This is a genomic window from Saccharopolyspora rectivirgula DSM 43747, assembly GCF_000497205.1.
GTDB classification, from domain to species: domain Bacteria; phylum Actinomycetota; class Actinomycetes; order Mycobacteriales; family Pseudonocardiaceae; genus Saccharopolyspora; species Saccharopolyspora rectivirgula.
In genome coordinates this window covers 1-20,025 of the sequence record NZ_AYJW01000004.1, presented here as the reverse complement: position 1 = coordinate 20,025, position 20,025 = coordinate 1, and the positions used below count along the sequence as shown (strand labels likewise).

Annotated in this window: 19 protein-coding genes and 1 riboswitch; of the genes, 4 read left to right on the top strand and 15 right to left on the bottom strand. The window is 70.9% G+C overall.

Annotation, left to right across the window (positions count from 1 at the left end; translation table 11 throughout):
- Positions 1–30: 30 nt before the first annotated feature.
- Complete coding sequence (gene typA, locus SREC43747_RS0101930) at positions 31–1,947, bottom strand: translational GTPase TypA (protein WP_029719473.1); 1,917 nt, start codon at positions 1,945–1,947, stop codon at positions 31–33.
- A gap of 386 nt (positions 1,948–2,333) precedes the next feature.
- Between typA and SREC43747_RS19535 the strand changes: the two genes are divergently transcribed.
- Positions 2,334–2,513, top strand: coding sequence for a hypothetical protein (locus SREC43747_RS19535; protein WP_037331172.1), 180 nt, complete (start codon positions 2,334–2,336; stop codon positions 2,511–2,513).
- A 24-nt stretch (positions 2,514–2,537) separates the two neighbouring features.
- On the opposite strand, the gene SREC43747_RS0101920 is transcribed toward SREC43747_RS19535, so the two are convergent.
- The 5 genes from SREC43747_RS0101920 to SREC43747_RS0101900 all read right to left on the bottom strand — a co-directional run bounded on the left by SREC43747_RS0101920 (position 2,538) and on the right by SREC43747_RS0101900 (position 7,631).
- Complete coding sequence (locus SREC43747_RS0101920; RefSeq protein ID WP_029719472.1) at positions 2,538–2,843, bottom strand: YciI family protein; 306 nt, start codon at positions 2,841–2,843, stop codon at positions 2,538–2,540.
- Positions 2,844–3,045: 202 nt separating this feature from the next.
- Positions 3,046–3,897, bottom strand: coding sequence for an NUDIX domain-containing protein (locus SREC43747_RS0101915; RefSeq protein WP_236622978.1), 852 nt, complete (start codon positions 3,895–3,897; stop codon positions 3,046–3,048).
- A gap of 58 nt (positions 3,898–3,955) precedes the next feature.
- Complete coding sequence (locus tag SREC43747_RS0101910; RefSeq protein ID WP_029719470.1) at positions 3,956–4,990, bottom strand: ABC transporter ATP-binding protein; 1,035 nt, start codon at positions 4,988–4,990, stop codon at positions 3,956–3,958.
- Positions 4,990–6,588 carry an ABC transporter permease gene (locus SREC43747_RS0101905; protein WP_152528287.1) on the bottom strand — a complete coding sequence of 533 codons (1,599 nt, stop codon included), beginning with the start codon at positions 6,586–6,588 and terminating at the stop codon, positions 4,990–4,992. The genes SREC43747_RS0101910 and SREC43747_RS0101905 overlap by 1 nt, the downstream gene beginning before the upstream one ends.
- Positions 6,588–7,631 (bottom strand): thiamine ABC transporter substrate-binding protein, encoded by a 1,044-nt coding sequence (locus SREC43747_RS0101900; protein WP_029719468.1) that lies wholly within the window; start codon positions 7,629–7,631, stop codon positions 6,588–6,590. The genes SREC43747_RS0101905 and SREC43747_RS0101900 overlap by 1 nt, the downstream gene beginning before the upstream one ends.
- 26 nt (positions 7,632–7,657) lie before the next feature.
- A riboswitch (TPP riboswitch) is annotated at positions 7,658–7,768 on the bottom strand.
- A gap of 216 nt (positions 7,769–7,984) precedes the next feature.
- Between SREC43747_RS0101900 and SREC43747_RS0101895 the strand changes: the two genes are divergently transcribed.
- Positions 7,985–8,281 carry a 4a-hydroxytetrahydrobiopterin dehydratase gene (locus tag SREC43747_RS0101895; protein ID WP_029719467.1) on the top strand — a complete coding sequence of 99 codons (297 nt, stop codon included), beginning with the start codon at positions 7,985–7,987 and terminating at the stop codon, positions 8,279–8,281.
- A gap of 9 nt (positions 8,282–8,290) precedes the next feature.
- Here the strand turns inward: SREC43747_RS0101895 and SREC43747_RS0101890 are convergent, their stop codons facing one another.
- The 7 genes from SREC43747_RS0101890 to SREC43747_RS0101860 form a co-directional block, all read right to left on the bottom strand.
- Positions 8,291–9,250 carry an FAD-dependent oxidoreductase gene (locus tag SREC43747_RS0101890; RefSeq protein WP_029719466.1) on the bottom strand — a complete coding sequence of 320 codons (960 nt, stop codon included), beginning with the start codon at positions 9,248–9,250 and terminating at the stop codon, positions 8,291–8,293.
- A gap of 83 nt (positions 9,251–9,333) precedes the next feature.
- The gene (locus SREC43747_RS0101885; RefSeq protein ID WP_236622977.1) at positions 9,334–10,557 is read right to left on the bottom strand and encodes a sensor domain-containing diguanylate cyclase; all 1,224 of its coding nucleotides are present in this window, start codon (positions 10,555–10,557) and stop codon (positions 9,334–9,336) included.
- 429 nt (positions 10,558–10,986) lie between these two features.
- Positions 10,987–11,448: an NUDIX domain-containing protein gene (locus tag SREC43747_RS0101880; protein WP_029719463.1), complete on the bottom strand. Its 462-nt coding sequence runs from the start codon at positions 11,446–11,448 to the stop codon at positions 10,987–10,989.
- A gap of 87 nt (positions 11,449–11,535) precedes the next feature.
- The gene (gene cutA / locus SREC43747_RS0101875) at positions 11,536–11,853 is read right to left on the bottom strand and encodes a divalent-cation tolerance protein CutA (protein ID WP_029719461.1); all 318 of its coding nucleotides are present in this window, start codon (positions 11,851–11,853) and stop codon (positions 11,536–11,538) included.
- A gap of 106 nt (positions 11,854–11,959) precedes the next feature.
- On the bottom strand, positions 11,960–12,523 hold the full coding sequence (locus SREC43747_RS0101870) for a DUF1648 domain-containing protein (protein WP_081722380.1): 564 nt from the start codon (positions 12,521–12,523) through the stop codon (positions 11,960–11,962).
- 169 nt (positions 12,524–12,692) lie between these two features.
- The gene (gene ychF, locus SREC43747_RS0101865; protein WP_029719459.1) at positions 12,693–13,772 is read right to left on the bottom strand and encodes a redox-regulated ATPase YchF; all 1,080 of its coding nucleotides are present in this window, start codon (positions 13,770–13,772) and stop codon (positions 12,693–12,695) included.
- An 84-nt stretch (positions 13,773–13,856) separates the two neighbouring features.
- Positions 13,857–14,057 (bottom strand): hypothetical protein, encoded by a 201-nt coding sequence (locus tag SREC43747_RS0101860; protein WP_037343233.1) that lies wholly within the window; start codon positions 14,055–14,057, stop codon positions 13,857–13,859.
- A gap of 229 nt (positions 14,058–14,286) precedes the next feature.
- On the opposite strand from SREC43747_RS0101860, the gene SREC43747_RS0101855 reads away from it, so the two are divergent.
- A complete protein-coding gene (locus SREC43747_RS0101855; protein ID WP_029719457.1) occupies positions 14,287–14,784 on the top strand; it encodes a methylated-DNA--[protein]-cysteine S-methyltransferase in 498 nt (165 codons plus the stop codon).
- Here the strand turns inward: SREC43747_RS0101855 and SREC43747_RS0101850 are convergent.
- Both SREC43747_RS0101850 and SREC43747_RS0101845 read right to left on the bottom strand, forming a co-directional pair.
- Positions 14,781–17,732: an AAA family ATPase gene (locus SREC43747_RS0101850; RefSeq protein ID WP_029719456.1), complete on the bottom strand. Its 2,952-nt coding sequence runs from the start codon at positions 17,730–17,732 to the stop codon at positions 14,781–14,783. The two genes, SREC43747_RS0101855 and SREC43747_RS0101850, sit on opposite strands and share 4 nt — an antisense overlap.
- Positions 17,729–18,907, bottom strand: a complete 1,179-nt coding sequence (locus tag SREC43747_RS0101845) for an exonuclease SbcCD subunit D (RefSeq protein WP_029719455.1) — start codon at positions 18,905–18,907, stop codon at positions 17,729–17,731. The genes SREC43747_RS0101850 and SREC43747_RS0101845 overlap by 4 nt, the downstream gene beginning before the upstream one ends.
- Positions 18,908–19,100: 193 nt before the next feature.
- On the opposite strand from SREC43747_RS0101845, the gene rmuC reads away from it, so the two are divergent.
- Positions 19,101–20,025: DNA recombination protein RmuC (rmuC, locus tag SREC43747_RS0101840; protein WP_029719454.1), on the top strand; the 925-nt coding region annotated here is incomplete at its 3' end.

Below are 20,025 nucleotides of genomic sequence, written 5' to 3'. Positions count from 1 at the left end.
GCGAACGAACCGGTGACCGAAAACCGCAGGTCAGTTGTTGTTGTTCCGAGCCTTGGCCCGGGCCCGCTCCCGCGCCCGGGTCGCGCTGTCCAGGATCACCTTCCGCACCCGGAGCGCGTCCGGACCGACCTCGACGCACTCGTCGGCCGAGCAGAACTCCAGCGCCTCCTCCAGCGCCAGTTTGCGGGGGCGGGCCAGCCGCTCCAGCTCTTCGGCGGTCGAGGAGCGCATGTTGGTGAGCTTCTTCTCCTTGGTGATGTTGATGTCGAGGTCTTCGGCGCGGGGGTTCTCCCCGACCACCATGCCCTCGTAGACGTCGTCACCCGGTTCCACGAAGAAGGTGCCCCGGTCGGCCAGCTGCAGCAGCGCGTAGGTGGTGGCGCTGCCGGCCCGGTCGGCGACCAGCGAACCGGTGTGCCGGGTGCGCAGCTCCCCGGCCCACGGGAAGTAGCCCTCGAAGACCTGGTGGGCGATGCCGGTGCCCCGGGTTTCGGTGAGGAACTCGGTGCGGAAGCCGATCAGCCCGCGCGCGGGCACCACGTACTCCAGCTTGATGCGGCCGGTGCCGTGCCCGTCCATGGTTTCCATCCGCCCCTTGCGGGCCGCCATCAGCTGGGTGACCGCCCCCAGGTGCTCTTCCGGGACGTCGATGGTGAGCCGCTCGAACGGCTCGCAGAGCTTGCCGTCGATGGTCTTCGTGACGACCTGCGGTTTTCCGACGGTGAGCTCGAAGCCCTCGCGGCGCATGGTTTCCACCAGCACCGCCAACGCCAGCTCGCCGCGGCCCTGGACCTCCCAGGCGTCGGGTTTGTCGGTGGGCAGCACCCGCATGCTCACGTTGCCCACCAGTTCCTGGTCCAGGCGGTTCTTGACCAGGCGCGCGGTGAGCTTGGTCCCGCCGTTGCGCCCGGTGAGCGGGGAGGTGTTGACCCCGATGGTCATGGAGATGGCCGGGTCGTCGACGGTGATCCGGGGCAGCGGCTTCGGGTCCTCGGGGTCGGCGAGCGTGTCGCCGATGGTGATGTCCGGGATGCCGGCGATGGCCACGAGGTCCCCGGCGCTCGCTTCGGCCACCGGAACCCGGTCGAGGTTCTCGGTCATCAGCAGCTCGGTGAGCCGCACCTTCTCCACGGTCCCGTCTGCGCGGCACCAGCCGACGGTCTGGCCCTTGCGCAAGGTGCCGGAGTGGATGCGGCACAGCGCGATCCGACCCAGGAAGGAGGAGGCGTCCAGGTTGGTGACCAGGGCCTGCAGGGGCGCCTGCGGGTCGCCGACCGGCGCGGGGACGTGCTTGAGCAGCACGTCGAACAGGGCGCTCAGGTCCTCTTCGGCGGGCAGTTCGCCGTCGGCGGGGCGGGCCAGGCTGGCGCGCCCGGCTCGAGCGGAGGCGTAGACCACCGGCAGGTCCAGGACGGCCTCGGTGTCCACGGAAGTTTCGGCGTCCAGTTCGGCGGCCAGCTCCAGCAGCAGGTCCTGGGTTTCGTCGACCACTTCGGCGCAGCGCGCGTCGGGCCGGTCCACCTTGTTGATGACCAGGATCACGGGCAGTTGGGCGGCCAGAGCTTTGCGGAGGACGAAGCGGGTCTGCGGCAGCGGGCCTTCGCTGGCGTCGACCAGCAGCAGCACCCCGTCGACCATGGAGAGGGCCCGCTCGACCTCACCGCCGAAGTCCGCGTGCCCGGGGGTGTCCACCACGTTGATGACCACCGGACCGTTGCTGGTCTCCCGCCGGATCGCGGTGTTCTTGGCCAGGATGGTGATGCCCTTTTCCCGCTCCAGGTCGTTGGAGTCCATCACCCGGTCGACCGGATCGGTGCGCTCGGAGAACGCCCCGGACTGCCGCAGCATGGCGTCCACCAGGGTGGTCTTGCCGTGGTCGACGTGCGCAACGATGGCGACGTTCCGCAGATCGTTCCGAGTGCTGTCGGTTGCGCTGGTAGCAGGCACGCGAGTACTCCTGGTTCGGTTCTGGATTTGCGCGACGGCTCGCCGGCCCGACCGCTGGCCGCTGCTCCGGTTCGGTTCACCAAGCGGGGGTCGCCTGCGGCGCGCAACTCGTTCAGCCTAGTGCAAGCCGGTGGCCTGCCAGCGGGCGTGCCGTCGGCGGAGCCGGTCCCAGCAGTTCAGCGCGCTGCGGGTGGAAGGCTCGGGCAGGACGGGGGCGGGGCCGCCAGCTTCGGCAACGAACCGGCCGGGAGCGGTGTTCCGCTCGCGACGGGATCGGCCTGGTTTGCGGCGCACATCACCGTTCGGGAGTTCGTCCACCCCTTGGCCGCGCAAGTTAGGTTCGCCTAGCCTAAGCGCAGGAGTTGCCGTCTGGTTGGGGACTGGCCGTGGGCAAGACCATCAAGGTCAAGAAGAAGTGCTGCCTGTCGAAACCGCCGTGCAAGAAATGCCCGATCGTGGTGCTGCGGGAAGCGCTGAAGGAAGCCAAAGCCGAAGAGATCAAAAAGGCGCGGAAAAAAGAGAAGAAGAAGGCCAAAAAGGCGAAGCAAGCCACCCCCACCGGCTAGTGGGGTGGTCCATAACATTCCCGATCAACTGGGAACGGTCAACGGATCGGCGTATTTGGCCAACTCCGGAATCGTGCGCAACGCTCGGAATTCGATCACCTCGTAGCGCGCGAGCCGGTGCAAGACGAACGGGTCGGTGGCCAATATCGCGTCCAACCGCAGGCGGGGCATGGCCCGGGCGATGATGACCGCGCCTTCTCGCGGATGCTGCTGGCCAGCGGCGATGAAATCGCCCGCGTCGTAGTGCCGGCTGATCCACTCGTAGTGGTCGACCAGCCGCATGTCGATCTCTGATTCCGGTGCTGTGTAATGCAGTAATACCACGAACATCTTCCCACCGTAGCTCCGCTTCTCCGCCCCGACCCAGCACCGAAAACGCTGAATTCGAACCGCGCGTTCCACCCGCTCCGCGAATGGGGCGAAGAGCCGCGCATTGCGAACTGCAGTTCTGATCAATTCCGAACGACCGCGGAAAACCGGTTGCGAAGGAGCGCGGCGCGGAGAACCGCATTCCACCGCGACCGGAGAACAGCTATTCCGCGCCCAGTTGGCGGAGCAGCGCCGGAACGAGCACCCGGTCCGCTGGCAACCAGTCCAGCTCCGCCACCTCCGCAGCACCGACCCAGCGCACCGCCCGGTGCTCGACCGCCCGCGGCACGGCTTCCGGGTCGGCCAGCTCGGCGGCGTAGGTGCGGAGCAGCTTCCCGCTCGGCAGCGGGACGTCGGGAGCGATCCGGCGACCGGGCCGGACCTGGATGTCGAGCTCCTCCTTGCACTCCCGGACCACCGCGTCGGTCTCCCGCTCGCCCGGCTCCACCCGACCGCCCGGCAGCTCCCACTTGCCGGCCACCTCGTCGGGGAACTCCCGCTGCTGCGCCAGCAGAAGCCCGTTGTGGACAACTGCGGTGGCCACGACCACCGGCCGGCTCGCCCAGGATTCGGCGGTCCGGCGCACCGCCGCCGCCCGAGCGGCGAGCACCCGCAGCACCAGCCCGCGCAGCAGCAGCACGTCCGCAGCCCGGCCGAGCGCCCCGAGCGGCAACCGCCACCGCACCGAGTCGGTCAACAGCGTCCGCGGCCCGGCTTCGGCCAGCACCGCCTCGTGCCGGAGCTCGGCGAGCGGCCCCGCCACCAGCTCGGACACCAGCTCCGCCGCGTCCACCCGCGCCACCCGGGTGGCCACCCGGACCGGAACGCCCACCGCCCGCAACCGGAAGACGAGCTCGTCGCCGGGCATCAGCAGGTCCAATCCACCGCTCCCCCCGACCCGGCCGGTGATCCCCAACCCGGCCAGGCCGGACTCCGCGGTGCGGACGTGCCGCAGCGCTCCGCTGACGGTGGTCAGCGGGGCTTCGATCAACGCTGTGCTCCGCAGGACTGCCACGGCCCACCATCATGCCGCACCCGGAACCGCCGCCCGGTCGCGCTCCGGCCGGGCGCCGTCACCCCGCGCCGACCACGGCGATGCCCTCCGGATCCAGGACCAGCTCCACCTTCTCCCCGACGGCGGGGGCCTCCGCCGTCGGGGCCACCGCTTCCACCTCGCCCAGCTGGGGCGCTGACGGCACGGTGACCACCAGGCGGACGTGGTCGTGCCGGTGCACCCGCTGCTGGACCAACCCGGTCACCCCGGAACCGGCGTCACCGCGCCGCGCCCGCACCCCGATCGCGCGCAGCCCCAGCCGGGCCTCGCCGTCCGGGACCCGCAGCGGAGCCTCCCCCAGCTCGCAGCTGGCCACTCCGCCGCTGACCCTGGCGGACAGGAAAGTGGTGCAGCCGAGGAACTCCGCCACCTGGTCGGACACCGGCCAGCGCCAGACCTGCTCCGCCGACCCGGTTTGCAGGATCCGCCCGGCCACCATCACCGCCACCCGGTCGGCCAGCGTGAACGCTTCGTCGTGGTCGTGGGTGACCACGACGGCCGTCGTCCCGGTCTTCTCCAGCAGTCGCGCCAGGTCCACCGCGAGCTGCTCGCGCAGCGAACGGTCCAATGCGGACAGCGGCTCGTCCAACAGCAACAGCTTCGGTTCCGCCGCCAGGGCGCGGGCCAGCGCCACCCGCTGGGCTTCACCGCCGGACAGCTCGCCGACCTGCCGGTCCTCGTACCCCTCGAGGCCCACCAGCTGCAGCAGTTCGCGCACCCGTGCGGTGCGCACCTGCCGGCCGGCACCCCGCATCCGCAAGGCGAATTCGATGTTCCCGGCCACGCTCCGGTGCGGGAACAACTGCCCGTCCTGGAAGACCATCCCGAAACCGCGCTGGTGCACCGGCACCCGGGAAAGATCTGCGCCGTCCCAGTGCACCGAGCCCGCGCTGGGCCGCTCCAAGCCGGCCACCGCCCGCAGCAGCGTGGACTTGCCGCAGCCGGATGGCCCCAGCAGGGCCACCACTTCGCCGTCCGCGACATCCAACTCCACTTCGGACAATGCTGTTGTCCGTCCATACCTGACGGTCAGATCGCGGAGCGCCAGCGCCATCAGAACTCCCCCACTGCCTCGGTGCGGATCCGCAAGCGCTCGATGAGCAGCACGGCCACCACCGTGACCAGCATCAGCAGCGCGCACGCGGCATACGCCATCTGCGTGTTCAACTCCCCCGGCCGGGAGATCAGCCGGCTGATCGCCACCGGCAAGGTCGGCGCCTCCGGGCGGGCCAGGAAGCTCGTGGCCCCGAACTCGCCGAGCGCCACCACGAAACCGAACCCGGCCGCGGCCACCACCGACCGCAGCACCAGCGGCACATCGATCTCCCAGCGGACCCGCCACGGGCCGGCCCCCAGCACGGCCGCCGCCTGCCGCAGCCGGTCGTCCACCGCCCGCAACACCGGCAGCACCATCCGGATCACCAGCGGCGTGACCACCAGCGCCTGCGCGAACGGCACCAGCAGCGGCGACGTGCGCAGATCACCGGGCAACGCGTCCAACGTGATCAGATACCCGAACCCGACGGTCACCGCGGAAACCCCCAGCGGCAGCATGACCGCGGCGTCCAGCACGTCGGCCACCGCCCGCCGCCGCACCACCACCAGCACCGCGGAAGCCAACAACCCCAGCAGCAGCGCAAGCCACGTCGCATCAGCCGCGGCCCGCACCGAGTTCAGCGCCGCCTCCAAACCGCTGACCTGCAAAGTCCCGGACTCACCGGTGCCCAGCAACGCCCGGTAGCCGGCCAGCGTCCACCCCGATCCGCCGCGGAGCGAACGCACCAGCAGCGCACCGATCGGCACCAGCAGCGCACAAGCCACCAGGCCGGCCAATCCGACCACGCCCCACTCGGCCCCCTGCGGTCGTCGAGCAGTGGCCGAGGCCTGCCGCAACCGCAACGCCGTTTCCCGACGGCGCCGCGCCACCGCGGCCACCACCAGGGCCGCGATCACCGCCCCGGCCTGCAGCACCGACAGCGCCGCCGCCCCCGGCAAGTCGAGCAGTTGCACGGTGCGCAGGTAGATCTCGGTCTCCAAGGTCCGGTAGGTGCCGCCGCCGAGCACCAGCACCACCCCGAAGCTCGTCGAGCAGAAGAGGAAGACCACCGCCACCGAGGAGCCCAGCGCCGGCATCAACGCGGGCAACGTCACCGAGAGGAAAGCGCGCAGCCTGCTGGCGCCCAGGGAACGGGCGGCGTCCTCCATGCGCGGGTCCAAGTGCTGCCACAGGCCGCTGACCGTGCGGGTCACCACCGCCACGTTGAAGAACGCATTGGCCAGCACGATCGCCAGCACGCTCGACTCGGCGCCCAGCAACGCCCGGAAAGCCATCCCGACCACGAGCGTCGGCAGCACGAACGGGACGGTCACCAGCGCGCGGAGCACCGCCTTGCCCGGGACGTCGAGCCGGGCGAGCACGTAGGCCAGCGGCATCCCGGCCAACAGCGCCACCGCGGTCGCCGCCGCCGCTTGCCCCACCGTGAACAGGACGAGCCGCCAGGTGGCCGGATCCGCCAGCATCGCGGTGAACCCGTCCCCCAGGCCGAGCCGCACGATCGCGCCCACCGGCCAGAGGAAGAACAGCGCCAGGAAACCGAGCACCACCGTCGCGGCGGCAGCGGTGGCGGTGCGGCGTCCGACAGCGGCGGTCATCAGCCGCGGACCACGGCGCGCCACTGCTCGACCCAGCGGTCGCGGTTGCGCTCGACCTGCTCGCTCGGCAGTTCCGCGGAGTTCTCCGGCAGCGGGGCGCTGGTCTCCCACCCCGGCGGGAGCTGCACGCCCTCCACCACCGGGTACACGTACATCAGCTCGGCCACCTTCTCCTGGAAGCGCTGGGAGAGCAGGAAGTCGAGGACCTCGCCGGCAGCTTCGGGATCGTCCGCCCCCCGCAGCACCCCCGCGTACTCGACCTGCCGGTAGCAGGTGTCCAGCAGCGCCTTCGTGGGGGATGTGCCGTCGGGGCCGGCCTCGGCCGCGGGCGAGGACGCGTACGACAGCACCACTGGCCGCGGCCCCTTCCCCGACGAACCGGAGAAGTCCTGGTTGTAGGCCTCTTCCCAACCGGAGGACAGCTTGACCCCGTTGGCCTCCAGCTGCCGCCAGTAGTCCTGCCAGCCCGGCTCGCCGAACTCGGCGACGGTGCGCAGCAGGAACGCCAGCCCCGGGGAGGACGTCGCCGGGTCGGGCACCGCGAACAGGTCCCGGTAACGGGGATCGGCCAAGTCCTGCAGCGTGCGGGGTTCGGGCAGCTGGTGCTCGGCGAACCACTCGGTGTCGATGTTGACGCACACATCGGCGACGTCGACCGCGGTCAACCGGTGCTCCCCGTCCAGCGCGTAGCGCTGGGGACCCCGATCGGCGTTGGGCACCCGGTGCGGTTGGAACACGTCGGCTTGCAGCGCCCGGGAAGCGAAGGTGGAGTCCACCCCGTACGCGACGTCCCCGATGGGATTCGCCTTGGAGAGCACCAGTTTGTTGGTCAGCTCACCGGCGTCCCCGCTGTGGCGGACCTCGACGTGGATGCCGGATTCGCGCTCGAACTCGGCCAGCGCCTGCTCGTCCACCGCGAACGAGTCGTGGGTCACCAGGGTGACGGTGCGCCCGGCGGATTCCTGCTGCGCGCCGATCAACGAGCACCCCGCGGCCAGCACCGCGGCCAGAACCGCCCCGGTGAGCTGCAATATGCGGTTCAACGATCCTCCCGATGTCGAAGTGCGGCATCGAGCTGATCACGCCTCCCTGCGCCGGAATTACCCGGTTCAGGTTCGGACGGTCGAGGGGCGCGGCCCCTCCTCTCAGCCCATCGCACTGGACTCCCGTGGCACGGTGCAGTGTACGCCATCGGAGTGAGCTCTCTTGGGGTTCAGCGTTCCGGCCCGCGGCGGGGAAGCGGCCTTCGAGCAGCCCTTGCGCAGGGAAGTTCCCTCGCTGCACAAGCCCGGACGCGCGCGGCGACCCGGCCGCGAAGCGCGAACCGCCCGCCACGACGGCAAGAACACCTGGTTGATCGTTCGCGCCGGGCGCGGGGAACGACCACCATGGGGCCATGGCAGAACTGCTCACCGACAGCCAAGTGGCCGAGGCGCTCCAACAGCTCCCGGAGTGGTCGCAGGACGGCTCGAAGATCAAGCGCACCGTCGAGTTCCCGAGCTTCCCGACCGCGATCCAGGCGGTGGACCGGATAGCCGAGATCGCCGAGAACAAGAACCACCACCCGGACATGGACATCCGGTGGCGCAAGGTCACCTTCTACTGCACCACGCACTCCGAAGGCGGGCTCACTTCCAAGGACACCGAGCTGGCCCAGGAGATCGACGGCGTGGTCGCCCAGCTCAGCGGTTGAGCCCCGCGGTCAGGCCGTGAGCATGTCGGCGACTTCGAAGGCGCAGCCCCAGGACAGGGAAACCCCGCAGCCCCCGTGCCCGTAGTTGTGCACGATGGTGGCGCCCTCGTAGTGCTCGATCTCCACCCGGACCGCCTCGCGGCCTGGCCGCAGCCCGTTCAACTCGCCCAGCACCCGAGCCCCGAAGAGCCGGGGCTCCGCTTTTCCGCAGCGGCGCAGGATGCCCGCGGTGATCTCCGGATCGGGCACCAGTCCCCAGTCCTGCTCCAGGGCCACCCCGCCGAGCAGCACCCGGTCCCCGTGCGGCATCCAGGACACGAACTCGGACGCCGCGGTGATCTCGATGAAGTACTCCTGGATCCCCGGGTTGGCAACCACCACCTGCTGCCCCCGCACCGGGTAGACGCCGGGGTCGCCGACCAGTTCGTGCGCCCCGACCCCGCTGCAGTTGACCACCAGCTCGGACTCCTGCGCCGCGTCCAGCAAGGTGGGCACCGGGCTGTGCTGGATCTCCCCGCCGGCGGCGCGGAACCGGTCCACCAGATAGCTCAGGTAGCGGGGCATGTCGAGCAGCGGCACCGTGCCGAAGTAGCCGCTGACGAACCCGTCGGGCAGCTCTTCGGGCGAGCACTTCCGCAGGTCGGGCACCAGGGTGAGCTCGCTGGGCACCTGGTCGCCGAGCTCGAACCGGGCCGCCATCCGCCCGGGCGCGAGGTGCACGCCGGTGCGCGGGTCGTTGGCCAGCGAGGTGAATTCGGCGTGCGACCGGGTGCCCCAGTAGGGAACGCGGTCGGCGGGCGGCAGCAGCGCAGGCCCCCACATCGCCCCGGCCACCGCCGAAGTGGTCTGCTCGGGCAGTTCGGCGGTGCGGATCCGCACCGGCCTACCGGTTTCGGCGAGCACCACCCCGGTGGTCAGGCCGAGAACGCCCGCACCGATGACCAGAACGGGTTCCCGGGAAGTGGTCACCGCCCCACGCTAACAGCAAACACCGGTTTCGCACCGTTCGCGAAGTTCTCCCCGGTCCGTCGGTCCGCCCGGAGCACCGGAGATCAGCGCTTCCGGCCCTTCTTGTGCCGGTACATGTTGCGGTCCGCGCGGCGCAGCAGCGCTTCCGCGGACTGCCGCGCGTTGCGCGTGGCGGCCAGACCGACGCTGGCGCGCAACTCCATGACCTCACCGTCCACCTGGACCTTCGTGTGCAGGGCCTGCACGATCCGCTCGCGCAGCGCTTCGGCGTCGGCGAAATCCTCCACCCGCGCGAGCACGACGAACTCGTCCCCGCCGAGACGGGCCACGGTGTCCCCGGCGCGCACCGTGCTGAGCAGCTCGTCCGCGGCAGTGGTCAGCAGGCGATCGCCCGCGGAGTGACCGTAGGTGTCGTTGACCGGCTTGAGGTCGTCCAAGTCGATCATGAGGAGCGCCAGCACGTGCCGCTGGTCGAACAACTCCGCGAGGCCCCGCTCGAGCCGGTCGGTGAGCAGCGCGCGGTTCGCCAACCCGGTCAGCGGATCGTGCAACGCCATGTGCGCCAGGTGGGTGTTGCGCATCTGGCCGTCGCCGATGGCTTCGTAATGGCTGACCAGGTAGGCGGGCCGGTCGTCCGGGCCCGGCACCACGCTGCTGCGGATGAGCATCCAGAAGGGGTGGCCGTCCTTGTGCCGGTAGCGCTTCTCCAAGGTCACCACGTCCTGCGCCCCGCTCAGCAACCCCTGGAGCGCTTCCATCCCCTCCACGCAGTCGGCGGGGTAGGTCAAGTCGAGGAAGTGCCGCCCCAGCAGCTCCTCCCGCTGGTAGCCGACCATTTCGCACAACCGGTCGTTGACCTCGGTCCAGCGGCCTTCCAAATCCAGCAGGGCCACGCCGTTCGGCGCGTGGTCCACCGTGCGCCGCCAGCGCAAACCGGCCTCCTTGCGCTCGGTGATGTCGTGGATCTGGGACAGCAGGAACACCGGCTCGTCCTCACCGCCCTGGATGATCGAGCTGGTGACGAGGGCCCAGATGACGCTGCCGTCGGCGCGCACGAAGCGCTTCTCCACCTCGATGCTGTTCTTCGGGCTGGCCAGCAGCCGCGCGATGGACTCCTTGTCGGGCCTGGGGTCTTCCGGGTGGGTGAACTGCCCCGGGGGGCGGTGCAGCAGGTCTTCAGCTTCGCAACCGAGCATTCGGCACAGCGCCGGGTTGACGTAGACGAAGCGCCCCTCCTGGTTGGTGATGGCCACCGGTCCCGCGGCCTGGTGCAGCACCGTCCGCCACGGAATCTGGCTGGTCGACATTGGTTCGCCCATCAATACCCATAGCCCGGAGTGTGTGATTGCTTACAGATAGTCAACGTAACGCACCTGCGAGGGCAGCACTCCCGATGCGGAAGCCACCCCACCGCACCCGGGCGCGCGGACAGCAAGGCTGACGCCCTGGGAATCGCCTCTCGCGACCCTCCGAGCAAGGCTTCGAGCCAGCGGGAGCGGCGCGATCCCCACGCGTCCGAGGACCTGCCCACCGCTGCGGAACCGGGCCTCCGGCCGCAGACAGCTCTCCCGGGCTTGCTCACTTCAACGGGTGCTTGCCCAACAATGTTCCGCACACCGGCGGAAACGTCCAGCGTTCCACCGGGAGGTGACCACCACACCGCCCGGGACTCGCGGGCGCGGCCCGCAGCGCCTCGCCGAGCTGCGATCTTCCGGTGGCGGGCGTTCCCGCGCGGATCACGCCCCGCCGGGTGCCGGGCGTGGTCCACCCCAGCCCAGCAGCGACATCCCGCGAAGCCCACGACGGTACGCGTCGATCCCGGCCGCCGGGTACTCGATGATGTTCGCGGGCAGCTCGCGAAGATCGAACCAGCCCAGTCCGCGGCACTTCTCGGGTTCCCGGTTCGCGGGTTCGCCGATCCATCGCGTCGTGGCGAAGAAATGCCCGATCCGGGGTTCGGGACCGGAACCCGCGACGTGGATGCTGTGAACGTGTTCGAGATCGGCCGGGTCGATCAGCACCCCGACCTCTTCCGCAGCCTCGCGGGCAGCTGCGCTGAACACGTCCTCGCCCGCGTCGAGCTTGCCGGACGGCAGGTGCCACATCCGGTCCCACGGGCCGCCCCGCCGCTCGGTGAGGAGCAGTTCGGTGTCGCGGACCAGGAGCACGTGGACATCGACGATGTGGCGATCGGGCACGGCGGTCGATCCTCGTGTTCGTGGTTTTCGGCCACGTGCCGGGGGCGCGGCAACCGGCGGCGCCCCCGGCCAGTGGGTCCTACGGACTCAGCCGCGGGTCTCGTCGACCACCCACGACAGGTACTCGGCCGAACCGCCCTGGATCGGGGTGACGACGATCTCCGGCACGTCGTAGGTGTGGATCTTCTTCAGGTGGTCGGTCAGATCGGCCACCCGGTCCGCAGCCGTCTTGATCTCGACACGCCATTCCGGGTCCGTCTCGACCTTGCCCTCCCAGCGGTAGACGCTGGTGATGGGAACGATCTGCGCGCAGGCCCCGAGCTTCGCGTTGATCACGCTCGACGCCAGCTCGCGCGCCCTGTCCTCGCTGTCCGTCGTGGTCACCACGATCGCGTGTTCGGCCATGCGTCGAGCGTACCGAGCGACTCGATCACGCGGCCAGAACGAGACGACCGGCGCGCTGCAGCACCCGGGGCGCCAACGAGCTCCGTCGGATCCCCTTCCCGGCGGCTCAAGAACGATCCCGGGGCTGACCGTGCGGTTCTCGAGTCGCGCGCACCCGCTTCTCCACCCGGTCCCGCTGCGCGGCGACGAACAACGGAACCAGCGCGCCGAAGAAGCACACGAGCACGAGGGGGAGCAACCACCACGGCGTCTCGGGGCTCGGAGCGGTGCGCCACTGCACCGCGCACAGCGGCAGCAGCCCCACGCCCAGCCCGGCGGTGCACGCCAGGACCGCCTTGGCGAGCCGCGCGGCCGAGGCCCGAGTGGCGGGGCGCTTGATCGCGCTGGGCGGACGGTCGGAGGGGAGTTCCTCCTCCGGGGCGGTCCGCACGACGCCGAACGCGATGCCGGCGAACAGCACCGTGAGGCCCAGGTGGAGGAACACCGGGAGGAAGGCGGAACCGATGCTCTTGCTCGTCCACGCATCAACCCCGCCCAGCCCGATGTGCTGGGGGATCAACTCGGGCAGCTGCGGGTACCGCACCGCTCCCCACGCGCCCATGGCGACCAGGAGCACCAGGCTCGGCACCAACCACAGCCAGGGGAACCGCGGCGGAGGCTCGGTGGGCATTCGGGCATCACCCCACTGGACGGCTGATCTGTCGCCCGCAGCCTATCCGCCTCCCCCGCCCGGTCACCGGGCCTTCGGGCAAAATGCGCACGCACTTGCGTCTGGACGCCGCGCGCTCAGCGGAAACCGACCGGCGGAGGGGACTCGGGAGAGCGGGGCCGAGCTCCGATCAGACGTTGAAGCGGAACTCCACCACGTCCCCGTCGGCCATGACGTAGTCCTTGCCCTCCATGCGGACCTTGCCGGCGGCCTTGGCCGCGGCCATCGAACCGGCTTCCACCAGGTCGTCGTAGGAGACGACCTCGGCCTTGATGAAGCCGCGCTCGAAGTCGGTGTGGATGACGCCCGCCGCCTGCGGAGCCGTCCAGCCCTTGCGGATCGTCCAGGCCCGCGCCTCCTTCGGGCCCGCGGTCAGGAAGGTCTGCAGACCGAGGGTGTGGAAACCGGCCCGGGCCAGCGCGTGCAGCCCCGGCTCCGGCTGGCCGATCGTCTCCAGCAGCTCCCGCTGCGACTCCTCGTCCAGCTCCAGCAGCTCGGCCTCCACCTTGGCGTCCAAGAACACCGCGTCGGCCGGGGCGACCAGCTCCCGCAGCTCCTTCTTGCGCGCCTCGTCGGTGAGCACCGCCTCGTCGGCGTTGAACACGTAGAGGAACGGCTTGGTCGTCAGCAGGTTGAGCTCCCGCAGCTCCGGGACGTCGTTGCGCAGCCCGGCGGCGAACAGGGTCTTGCCGGAGTCCAGCACTTCCTTGGCCTGCTGCACGACCTCCAGCGCGGCGCGCTTGTCCTTGTGGGTGCGGGCCTCCTTCTCCAGCCGCGGCAGCGCCTTCTCCAAGGTCTGCAGGTCGGCGAGCACCAGCTCGGTGTTGATGGTCTCGATGTCGCTGCTCGGGTCCACGCGGCCGTCGACGTGCGCCACGTCCGGGTCGTCGAACACGCGGATGACCTGGCAGATGGCGTCCGCCTCGCGGATGTTGGCCAGGAACTTGTTGCCCAGCCCCTGCCCCTCGGAGGCGCCCTTGACCAGGCCCGCGATGTCGACGAACGACACGGTGGCCGGCACGGTGCGCGCGGACTCGAACATCTCGGCGAGCCGGTCGAGGCGCTCGTCCGGCAGCGGCACCACCCCGACGTTCGGCTCGATCGTGGCGAACGGGTAGTTCGCGGCGAGCACGTCGTTCTTGGTCAGCGCGTTGAACAGGGTGGACTTGCCCACGTTGGGCAGGCCGACGATTCCGAGGGTGAGGCTCACACGTTCAAGTCTAGGCGGTGACCCCACCGCTCTTCGGCCCCCGGTGGGAGGGAGCGGCATGAGCCACAGCACCCGCCGGGGAGCTCAGCCGTCGTCCTCGTCCTCCTGCTGGTGCTCGCCTTCGTGCCCACCGTGCCGGTAGCCGCCACGGCCGTCTTCCTGGTCCTGCTGGTCTTGCGGGGAGTAGCTGTCGTTGCACGCGGCGCCGCCGAGCAGGGCCAGCACGGCCGCGCCCGCCGCACCGGCCAGCCGCCAGCCCGCTGCGGGAAGGTCCGACCTGGTCATGCCGCGGACGATAGGCACCACGAGCGGTTCCCGCACCCGGTGCCACCCGCGGCCGCGAACCCCTGCCGGGTGCGCAGCAAGGGAACTCTTCTGCCACCAGCGAGCAGGAAGATTCCCTTCCTGCTTCGCCTGAGCTTGGGAAGGACCCGTTCAGGGCACCCGCGGGTGGTGGTCAGCTTGCATAATCGACCGACCACCAGATCGCCCGGCCCCAGCAGCGGAGGTAGCGATGCTCTCCTGGTCCACCACCCACACCCCGGTCGGACCGTTCACCGCGGTGGTCAACGACACCGGCGCCGTGCTGGCCACCGGTTGGACCACCGACCCGGACGAACTCGTCCCGTTGATCTCCCCCGGGCTGCGGCAACCCCTGCAGCACCGGCAGGACCTCGGTCCGGTCACCGAAGCCGTGCACCGCTACTTCGCCGGTGAGCTCGACGCCCTGGACGGGATCCAGGTGGAGCAGCGCGCCAGCGACTTCCTCGAGCACGCCTGGCGGGTGCTGCGGAAGGTGCCGCCGGGCGAACCGGTCAGCTACACCGAGTACGCCCACCTGGCCGGCCGCCCCAAGGCCGTGCGGGCCGCGGCCACCGCGTGCGCTCGCAACGCCGCTGCCCTGTTCGTCCCCTGCCACCGGGTGGTGCGCAGCGACGGCACGCTGGGCGGCTTCCGGTGGGGGCTGGAGGTCAAGCAGCAGCTGCTCGACCACGAACGCCGCGCCGCCTAGGTCTCCAACTCCAACGTCGACCCGCGGCGGGACTTGCGCACCCGCAGCCGGACCGAGATGCGCTGCCGCATCTCCTCGACGTGCGACACCAGGCCGACCACCCGCCCACCGGCCCGCAGATCGTCCAATGTGTCCATCACCAGGTCCAGGGTGGTGGCGTCCAGCGTGCCGAACCCCTCGTCGATGAACAGGGTGTCCAGCAGCGTGCCGCCGGATTCCGCGGCCACCACGTCGGCCAAGCCCAGGGCCAGGGACAGCGACGCCAAGAACGACTCGCCCCCGGAAAGGGTCTTCGCCGGCCGCACCTTGCCCGAGTAGTCGTCCAGCACGTCCAGCCCCAAGCCCCCGCGAGTGCCGCGGGCGCCCGCCGCGTCGGAGTGCACGAACGAGTACCGGCCGTCGCTCATGCGCTGCAGGCGGCGGGTCGCGGCCACCGCCACCTCCTCCAGCCGGGCCGCCAGCACGTAGGAGCGCAGCGACATGCGGCGCGCGTTCTGCCCCCGCCCGTTGACCACGTCGGCGAGCGCCGCCAGCTCGGCGTACCGGTGCTGCTTGGGCCCCAGCTCCGTCCACGCCCGGCGGAGTTGGGCGGCGAGCTCGGTCAGGTCCTGGTAGCGGCGCTGGGCGTGATCGGCGATCGCCACGGCGCGTTCGACCGCTTCCCGCGCCCGTTCGGCCTGCTGCTCCGCCGCGGCCACGTCCACTTCGGTGTCAGCGTCCACACCGAACAGTTCGGGGCTGCTCAGGGCCGCCCGGGCGGCCGCGGCCCGCTCGCCGGCCTGGGTGAGGGCTTCGGAGAGCTCGTCGAGCCGCTCGGGGTCGCGCTGCGCGGCCAAGGCGGACGCCACGTCGGGGAAACCGGCCTGGTCCGCCGCGTCGACCAGCGCTGCCCGCTGGTCGGCGAGGTGCTTCTCGGCGTCGTCGAGCGCGGTGCGGGCGCTGATCAACCGTTCGACGCGTTCCGCGGCTGCCAGCAGGCTGGCCCGCCGCTGTTCGATGCTGTCGAAGTCGCCGCGCGCTCGCTGCAGCCGTTGTTCGCGTTCCGCCACCGCGTTGCGCAGGGAGTCGTGCTCGCTGCGGTGGGCGGCGATCGTCGCCCGCAGGTCGGCGAGTTCGGCGGTCAGGCGTTGGCCGGTGCTCTCCAATTCGGTGAGCTGTTCGGTGCAGGCGGCCAGCTCGTCGGCGCTGGCGCGCAGCGACCGCTGCTGCTCGCCCAGTCGGGACAGCTCCGCGTCGAGGTCTTCCGCGGTGTGCTCGCCGAGCCGTTCGAGCAGGCCGTCCAGCTGTTGCCGGGCCTGCTGCTTGCTGGCCAGCGCCACTTCCCGCTGGGCGTGGGCCTGCTGCTCCTGCTGCTGGGCGCGTTCTTCGTCCGCTGCACCGACCTGGTCGGCCACCGGCTGCTGCGGGTCCGGGTGCTGGGCCGAGCCGCAGACCGGGCACGGTTGGCCTTCGGTCAGCTGGCCGGCCAGCTCGGCGGCCATGCCGGCCAACCTCCGGGCGCGGAGCTGCTGCAGCTGCTCGCGGGCTTGCTGGTGGGCGTCGATCGCGGCGCGGGCGTTCTCGTCGGCCTCGGCCAGCCGCTGCCGGGCGGCCGGGAGTTCAGCGGCCAGGGAGCGCAGTTCGGTCAGCTCGGTGATCCGGGAGGTGACCGATTCCAGTTGCACCTCGGCTTGTTTGGCGGCCTCGACCTGGTGGCGCGCGGTGCTGATCTGCTCCGGCAGCGCCGCGAGCTGCTCGTCCAGCGCTGCTCGCCGCTCCTCCGCAGCGGCGATGAGGTCGTCCAGTTCGGCGATGCGGGCGCGGTCGACCGACTGCTGCTGCGCCAGGGGGATCAGTTGGGCCAGGCCGCCGGCTTCTTCCCGGTGCGCGGCGGCCAGCGACCGCAGTTCGGGCAGCGGGGCGTCCGGGGCGGTGCCGCACTCCGCTGCGGCGGCGGCCACGTCGTGGCGGGCTTGCTGCACGGCGTTCTCGGCCCGGTCGACGGCTTGCCGGGCCGACAGCACCGGAACAGCTCGTTGGGCGGCGTCGAGTTCGGCTTGCCAGGAGTCCAGCCGCGGTTGTTGTTCGGCGAGTTCGTCGAGGACGGCTTTGGCTTGCCGGACCCGGCGCACCCGGTCGGCCAGTTCGCGGCATTCGGTCAGGTGCGCTTCGGCGGTTCGCCGCTGGCGGCTCAACTGCCCGAGGTCCGCTTGGGCCGCTTCCACGTCCCGCTGCGCGGTTTTCTCCAGGTCCTCCAACCAGCTCCGCTCGTCCTGGCCTTCTTCCGGTTCGCTGCCGGTGACTTGGGAGATGCGCGCCACCAGTTCCCGGACCCGCTGGCTGCGCTCCTCCACTTCGCGCCCGAGTTCGCGGCGGCGTTCGACAAACCACTTCTCCACCTCGGCGAACCGCTGGGTGCCGAAGAGCTTCTCCAGCAGTTGTTCCCGTTCAGCGGTCTCGGCGCGCAGGAATCGGGCGAACTCGCCCTGGGGCAGCATCACCACTTGGAAGAACTGGTCGACGCTCATCCCCAGCAACCGCTGCACCGTCCGGTTGACCTCGTCGATGCGGGTGAGCCCTTCCGGCGGGAAACCGGTGGGCGCGGTGCCGATCCAGGTGAGCGATGCTTTGGCGGGTTGGGTGGTGTAGCCGTCTCCGCGTTTCTTCGGCCGCTGGTACTCGGGGCTGCGCACCACGCGCAGCCGCTGGCCTTGGATGGTCAGCTCCAGCTCGACCCGGGTGGTGGTGTTCGGGTCGGCGGTGTCGCAGCGCAGCCTCTTGGCTTGGCCGCGGGCGCCGGGAACGGTGCCGTAGAGGGCGAACGCGACCGCGTCGAGCAGCGTGGTCTTGCCGGCCCCGGTGTCGCCGTGCAGCAGGAACAGCCCGTCCGCGCCGAGCGCGTCGAAGTCCACGGACTGGTGGTCGCGGTAGGGGCCGAAGGCGGTGAGTTCCAGCTGGTGCAGCCTCATCCGGCCACCTCCGCGGTGGTGACCGCGCGCAGCGCCCGGTCGAGCAGCGTTCGCTCGGATTCGGTGGGTTCGCTTCCTCGGCAGTCGGCCACGAAGTTCGCCGCCAGCTCGTGGTCGTTCTTGCTGCGGACCACTTCGGCGTAGCGCAGCGGTGCGGTGGCCCGCCCGTTGGCCGGCTGCCATTCCAGGTGCACCGCGTGCGGGAAGCGCTGCTGCAGCCGGCGCATGGCCTCCAGGGGGCGGACGTCGTCGGTGAGGGTGATGGACAGGTAGTGGTCTTCCAGTTCGCCGTAGCGGGGTTCGGTGAGCAGCTCTTCGAGCTGCCCCGACACGGTGGCCAGCGGCCGCGGAACCGGTAGTTCTCGGCGTTCCACCCCGGCGAGCCCGTTCGCGTCCAATTCGACCAGCCACACCGATTTCCGTTGCGCCGCTTCGGAGAACGAGTACGCCAGGGGGCTTCCGGAGTAGCGCAGGTGCGGTTTCAGCTCCTGCGGCCCGTGCAGGTGGCCCAGGGCGGTGTAGTCGACGCCGTGGAAGACGTCCGCCGGCACGTGCTCCACCCCGCCGACCGCGATCGTCCGTTCGGAATCGCTGCGGTCGGCGCCGCTGACGAAGGCGTGCGCCAACACCACCGAGCGGCAGCCGGCCCGCTCGGCCAGGTCGGCGCGGACGCGGTTCATGGCTTCGGTGAGCACGGCCTCGTGACCGCGCTGGGTCACCTGCGCGGCGCCGGGTACGTCGGCGCAGGCGTTGAGCGCGTGCCGCGCCGGATCGGGCTCCAGGTACGGGATCCCGTAGAAGGCCACCGGGCCGTGCTGGTCGGTGAGCACCACCGGCTGGTGCAGGCGGGAGATGCGGGTCCGCAGGTGCAGTCCGCCGGCGGCGGCGAAGTCGGCGAACGCCCCCACGCGGGCCGCGGAGTCGTGGTTGCCGGGGGTGATGACGATCTGGGCGCCGGCTTCGCGGATCCTCGACAGCGCCCGCACGCAGGTCTCCACCGCTTCCCCGGACGGCACGGCGCGGTCGTAGAGGTCGCCGGGGAGGACCACCACGTCGACCCGCTCGTCGGCCACCAGGTCGGCGATGCTGGCCAGCACCGCGTCCTGGTCGCCCAGCAGGTCCCGCCCGTGGAAGGTCCGCCCCACGTGCCAGTCGGAGGTGTGCAGGATCCGCATGGCACCAAAGCTATCGGCGGGACGGCGGGAGACCCGCGACACCCCGGACCGGGTCGGCGTGTCGCGATCCGCCCACCTGGCAGTGATCGTTCGACCACCACCTGTGATATTCCTTCCGGGTCGTCCACCGCCGCTGGCACCGCGGTGGTGCGCGATCATCGACCTGGAGCAACCACAACCCCGCGGAGCGCACGTGAGCACCGGAGTCCTGGTCACCGTCATCGTCGTCCTGCTGCTGCTGCTCGCCGCCGCGACCGGCTTGTTCTGGCGGCTGTACACCGACGGGAACCGGCGGGTCGAGATGGCGTTGAACATGCTGGAGGCCGAGCGGCGGCGCGCTGCCGAGCAGCAGGCGGCGTTGCGCCGCTACGAGGTGACGTTCGCTTCGATCACCGGGCGCGGCGAGCTGGGCGAGCAGGCGTTGGTGGAGACCGCGCGCGCCTTGGGCCTGCGGGAGGGGATCCACTTCACGCTGCAAACCGACCTGGCCGGTGGTGGCGCGGCACGCCCGGACATGGTGCTCCTGGTCGGCGGTGGGAGGCAGGTGCCGGTGGACGCGAAGACCAGTCTGGCGGTGTGGGCGGAAGCCGTGGAGACCGACGACCCGGAGGAGCGGGCCGAAGCGCTGCGGGTGCACGCGCGCAACATCCGTTCCCGGGCGGCGGAGTTGGCCGGCAAGGGCTACCAGAAGTGGGCGGACGCGATCTACGGGACCATCATGTTCGTGCCCTCCGACGCCGCGGTGGTCGCCGCTTTGGACACCGATCCGCAACTGCTCTCCTGGTTGCTCGGCAAGCGGGTCTTCCTCTGCGGGCCCACGGGTTTCGCGGTGTTGGCGGCGGCAGCCCTGTTCGCCGGCACCGAGCGGGTGATCGCCGAGGACATCGAGCAGATCAGGTCCCGGGCGGTGCGGGCGCAGCGGGCCGCCGCGGACGCGGTGACCGCGGTGAACCTGTCCAGCACCCACCTGCAGCGGTTCGTTTCCGCGCGGCGGCGGGAGCTCGACGCGCTGGAGGTGTTCCGCAACGCGGTGGAGCCGCTGGCCGAGGCGGCGGGCGCCGGCGATGTGGACGCGGTGCGCCGGGACGACGAAGGCCTGGTGACGGGGGCCGGCGAGG

Excerpts from the sequence above, each read along its gene's own strand:
- SREC43747_RS0101920 (WP_029719472.1), bottom strand. The coding sequence starts at position 2,843 with ATGTTCGTGGTATTACTGCATTACACAGCACCGGAATCAGAGATCGAC.
- SREC43747_RS0101845 (WP_029719455.1), bottom strand. The coding sequence starts at position 18,907 with ATGCGGATCCTGCACACCTCCGACTGGCACGTGGGGCGGACCTTCCAC.
- SREC43747_RS0101860 (WP_037343233.1), bottom strand. The coding sequence starts at position 14,057 with ATGACCAGGTCGGACCTTCCCGCAGCGGGCTGGCGGCTGGCCGGTGCG.
- SREC43747_RS0101855 (WP_029719457.1), top strand. The coding sequence starts at position 14,287 with ATGCTCTCCTGGTCCACCACCCACACCCCGGTCGGACCGTTCACCGCG.
- cutA (WP_029719461.1), bottom strand. The coding sequence starts at position 11,853 with ATGGCCGAACACGCGATCGTGGTGACCACGACGGACAGCGAGGACAGG.
- SREC43747_RS0101895 (WP_029719467.1), top strand. The coding sequence starts at position 7,985 with ATGGCAGAACTGCTCACCGACAGCCAAGTGGCCGAGGCGCTCCAACAG.
- SREC43747_RS0101910 (WP_029719470.1), bottom strand. The coding sequence starts at position 4,990 with ATGGCGCTGGCGCTCCGCGATCTGACCGTCAGGTATGGACGGACAACA.
- SREC43747_RS0101850 (WP_029719456.1), bottom strand. The coding sequence starts at position 17,732 with ATGAGGCTGCACCAGCTGGAACTCACCGCCTTCGGCCCCTACCGCGAC.
- SREC43747_RS0101905 (WP_152528287.1), bottom strand. The coding sequence starts at position 6,588 with ATGACCGCCGCTGTCGGACGCCGCACCGCCACCGCTGCCGCCGCGACG.
- SREC43747_RS0101870 (WP_081722380.1), bottom strand. The coding sequence starts at position 12,523 with ATGCCCACCGAGCCTCCGCCGCGGTTCCCCTGGCTGTGGTTGGTGCCG.
- SREC43747_RS0101885 (WP_236622977.1), bottom strand. The coding sequence starts at position 10,557 with ATGTCGACCAGCCAGATTCCGTGGCGGACGGTGCTGCACCAGGCCGCG.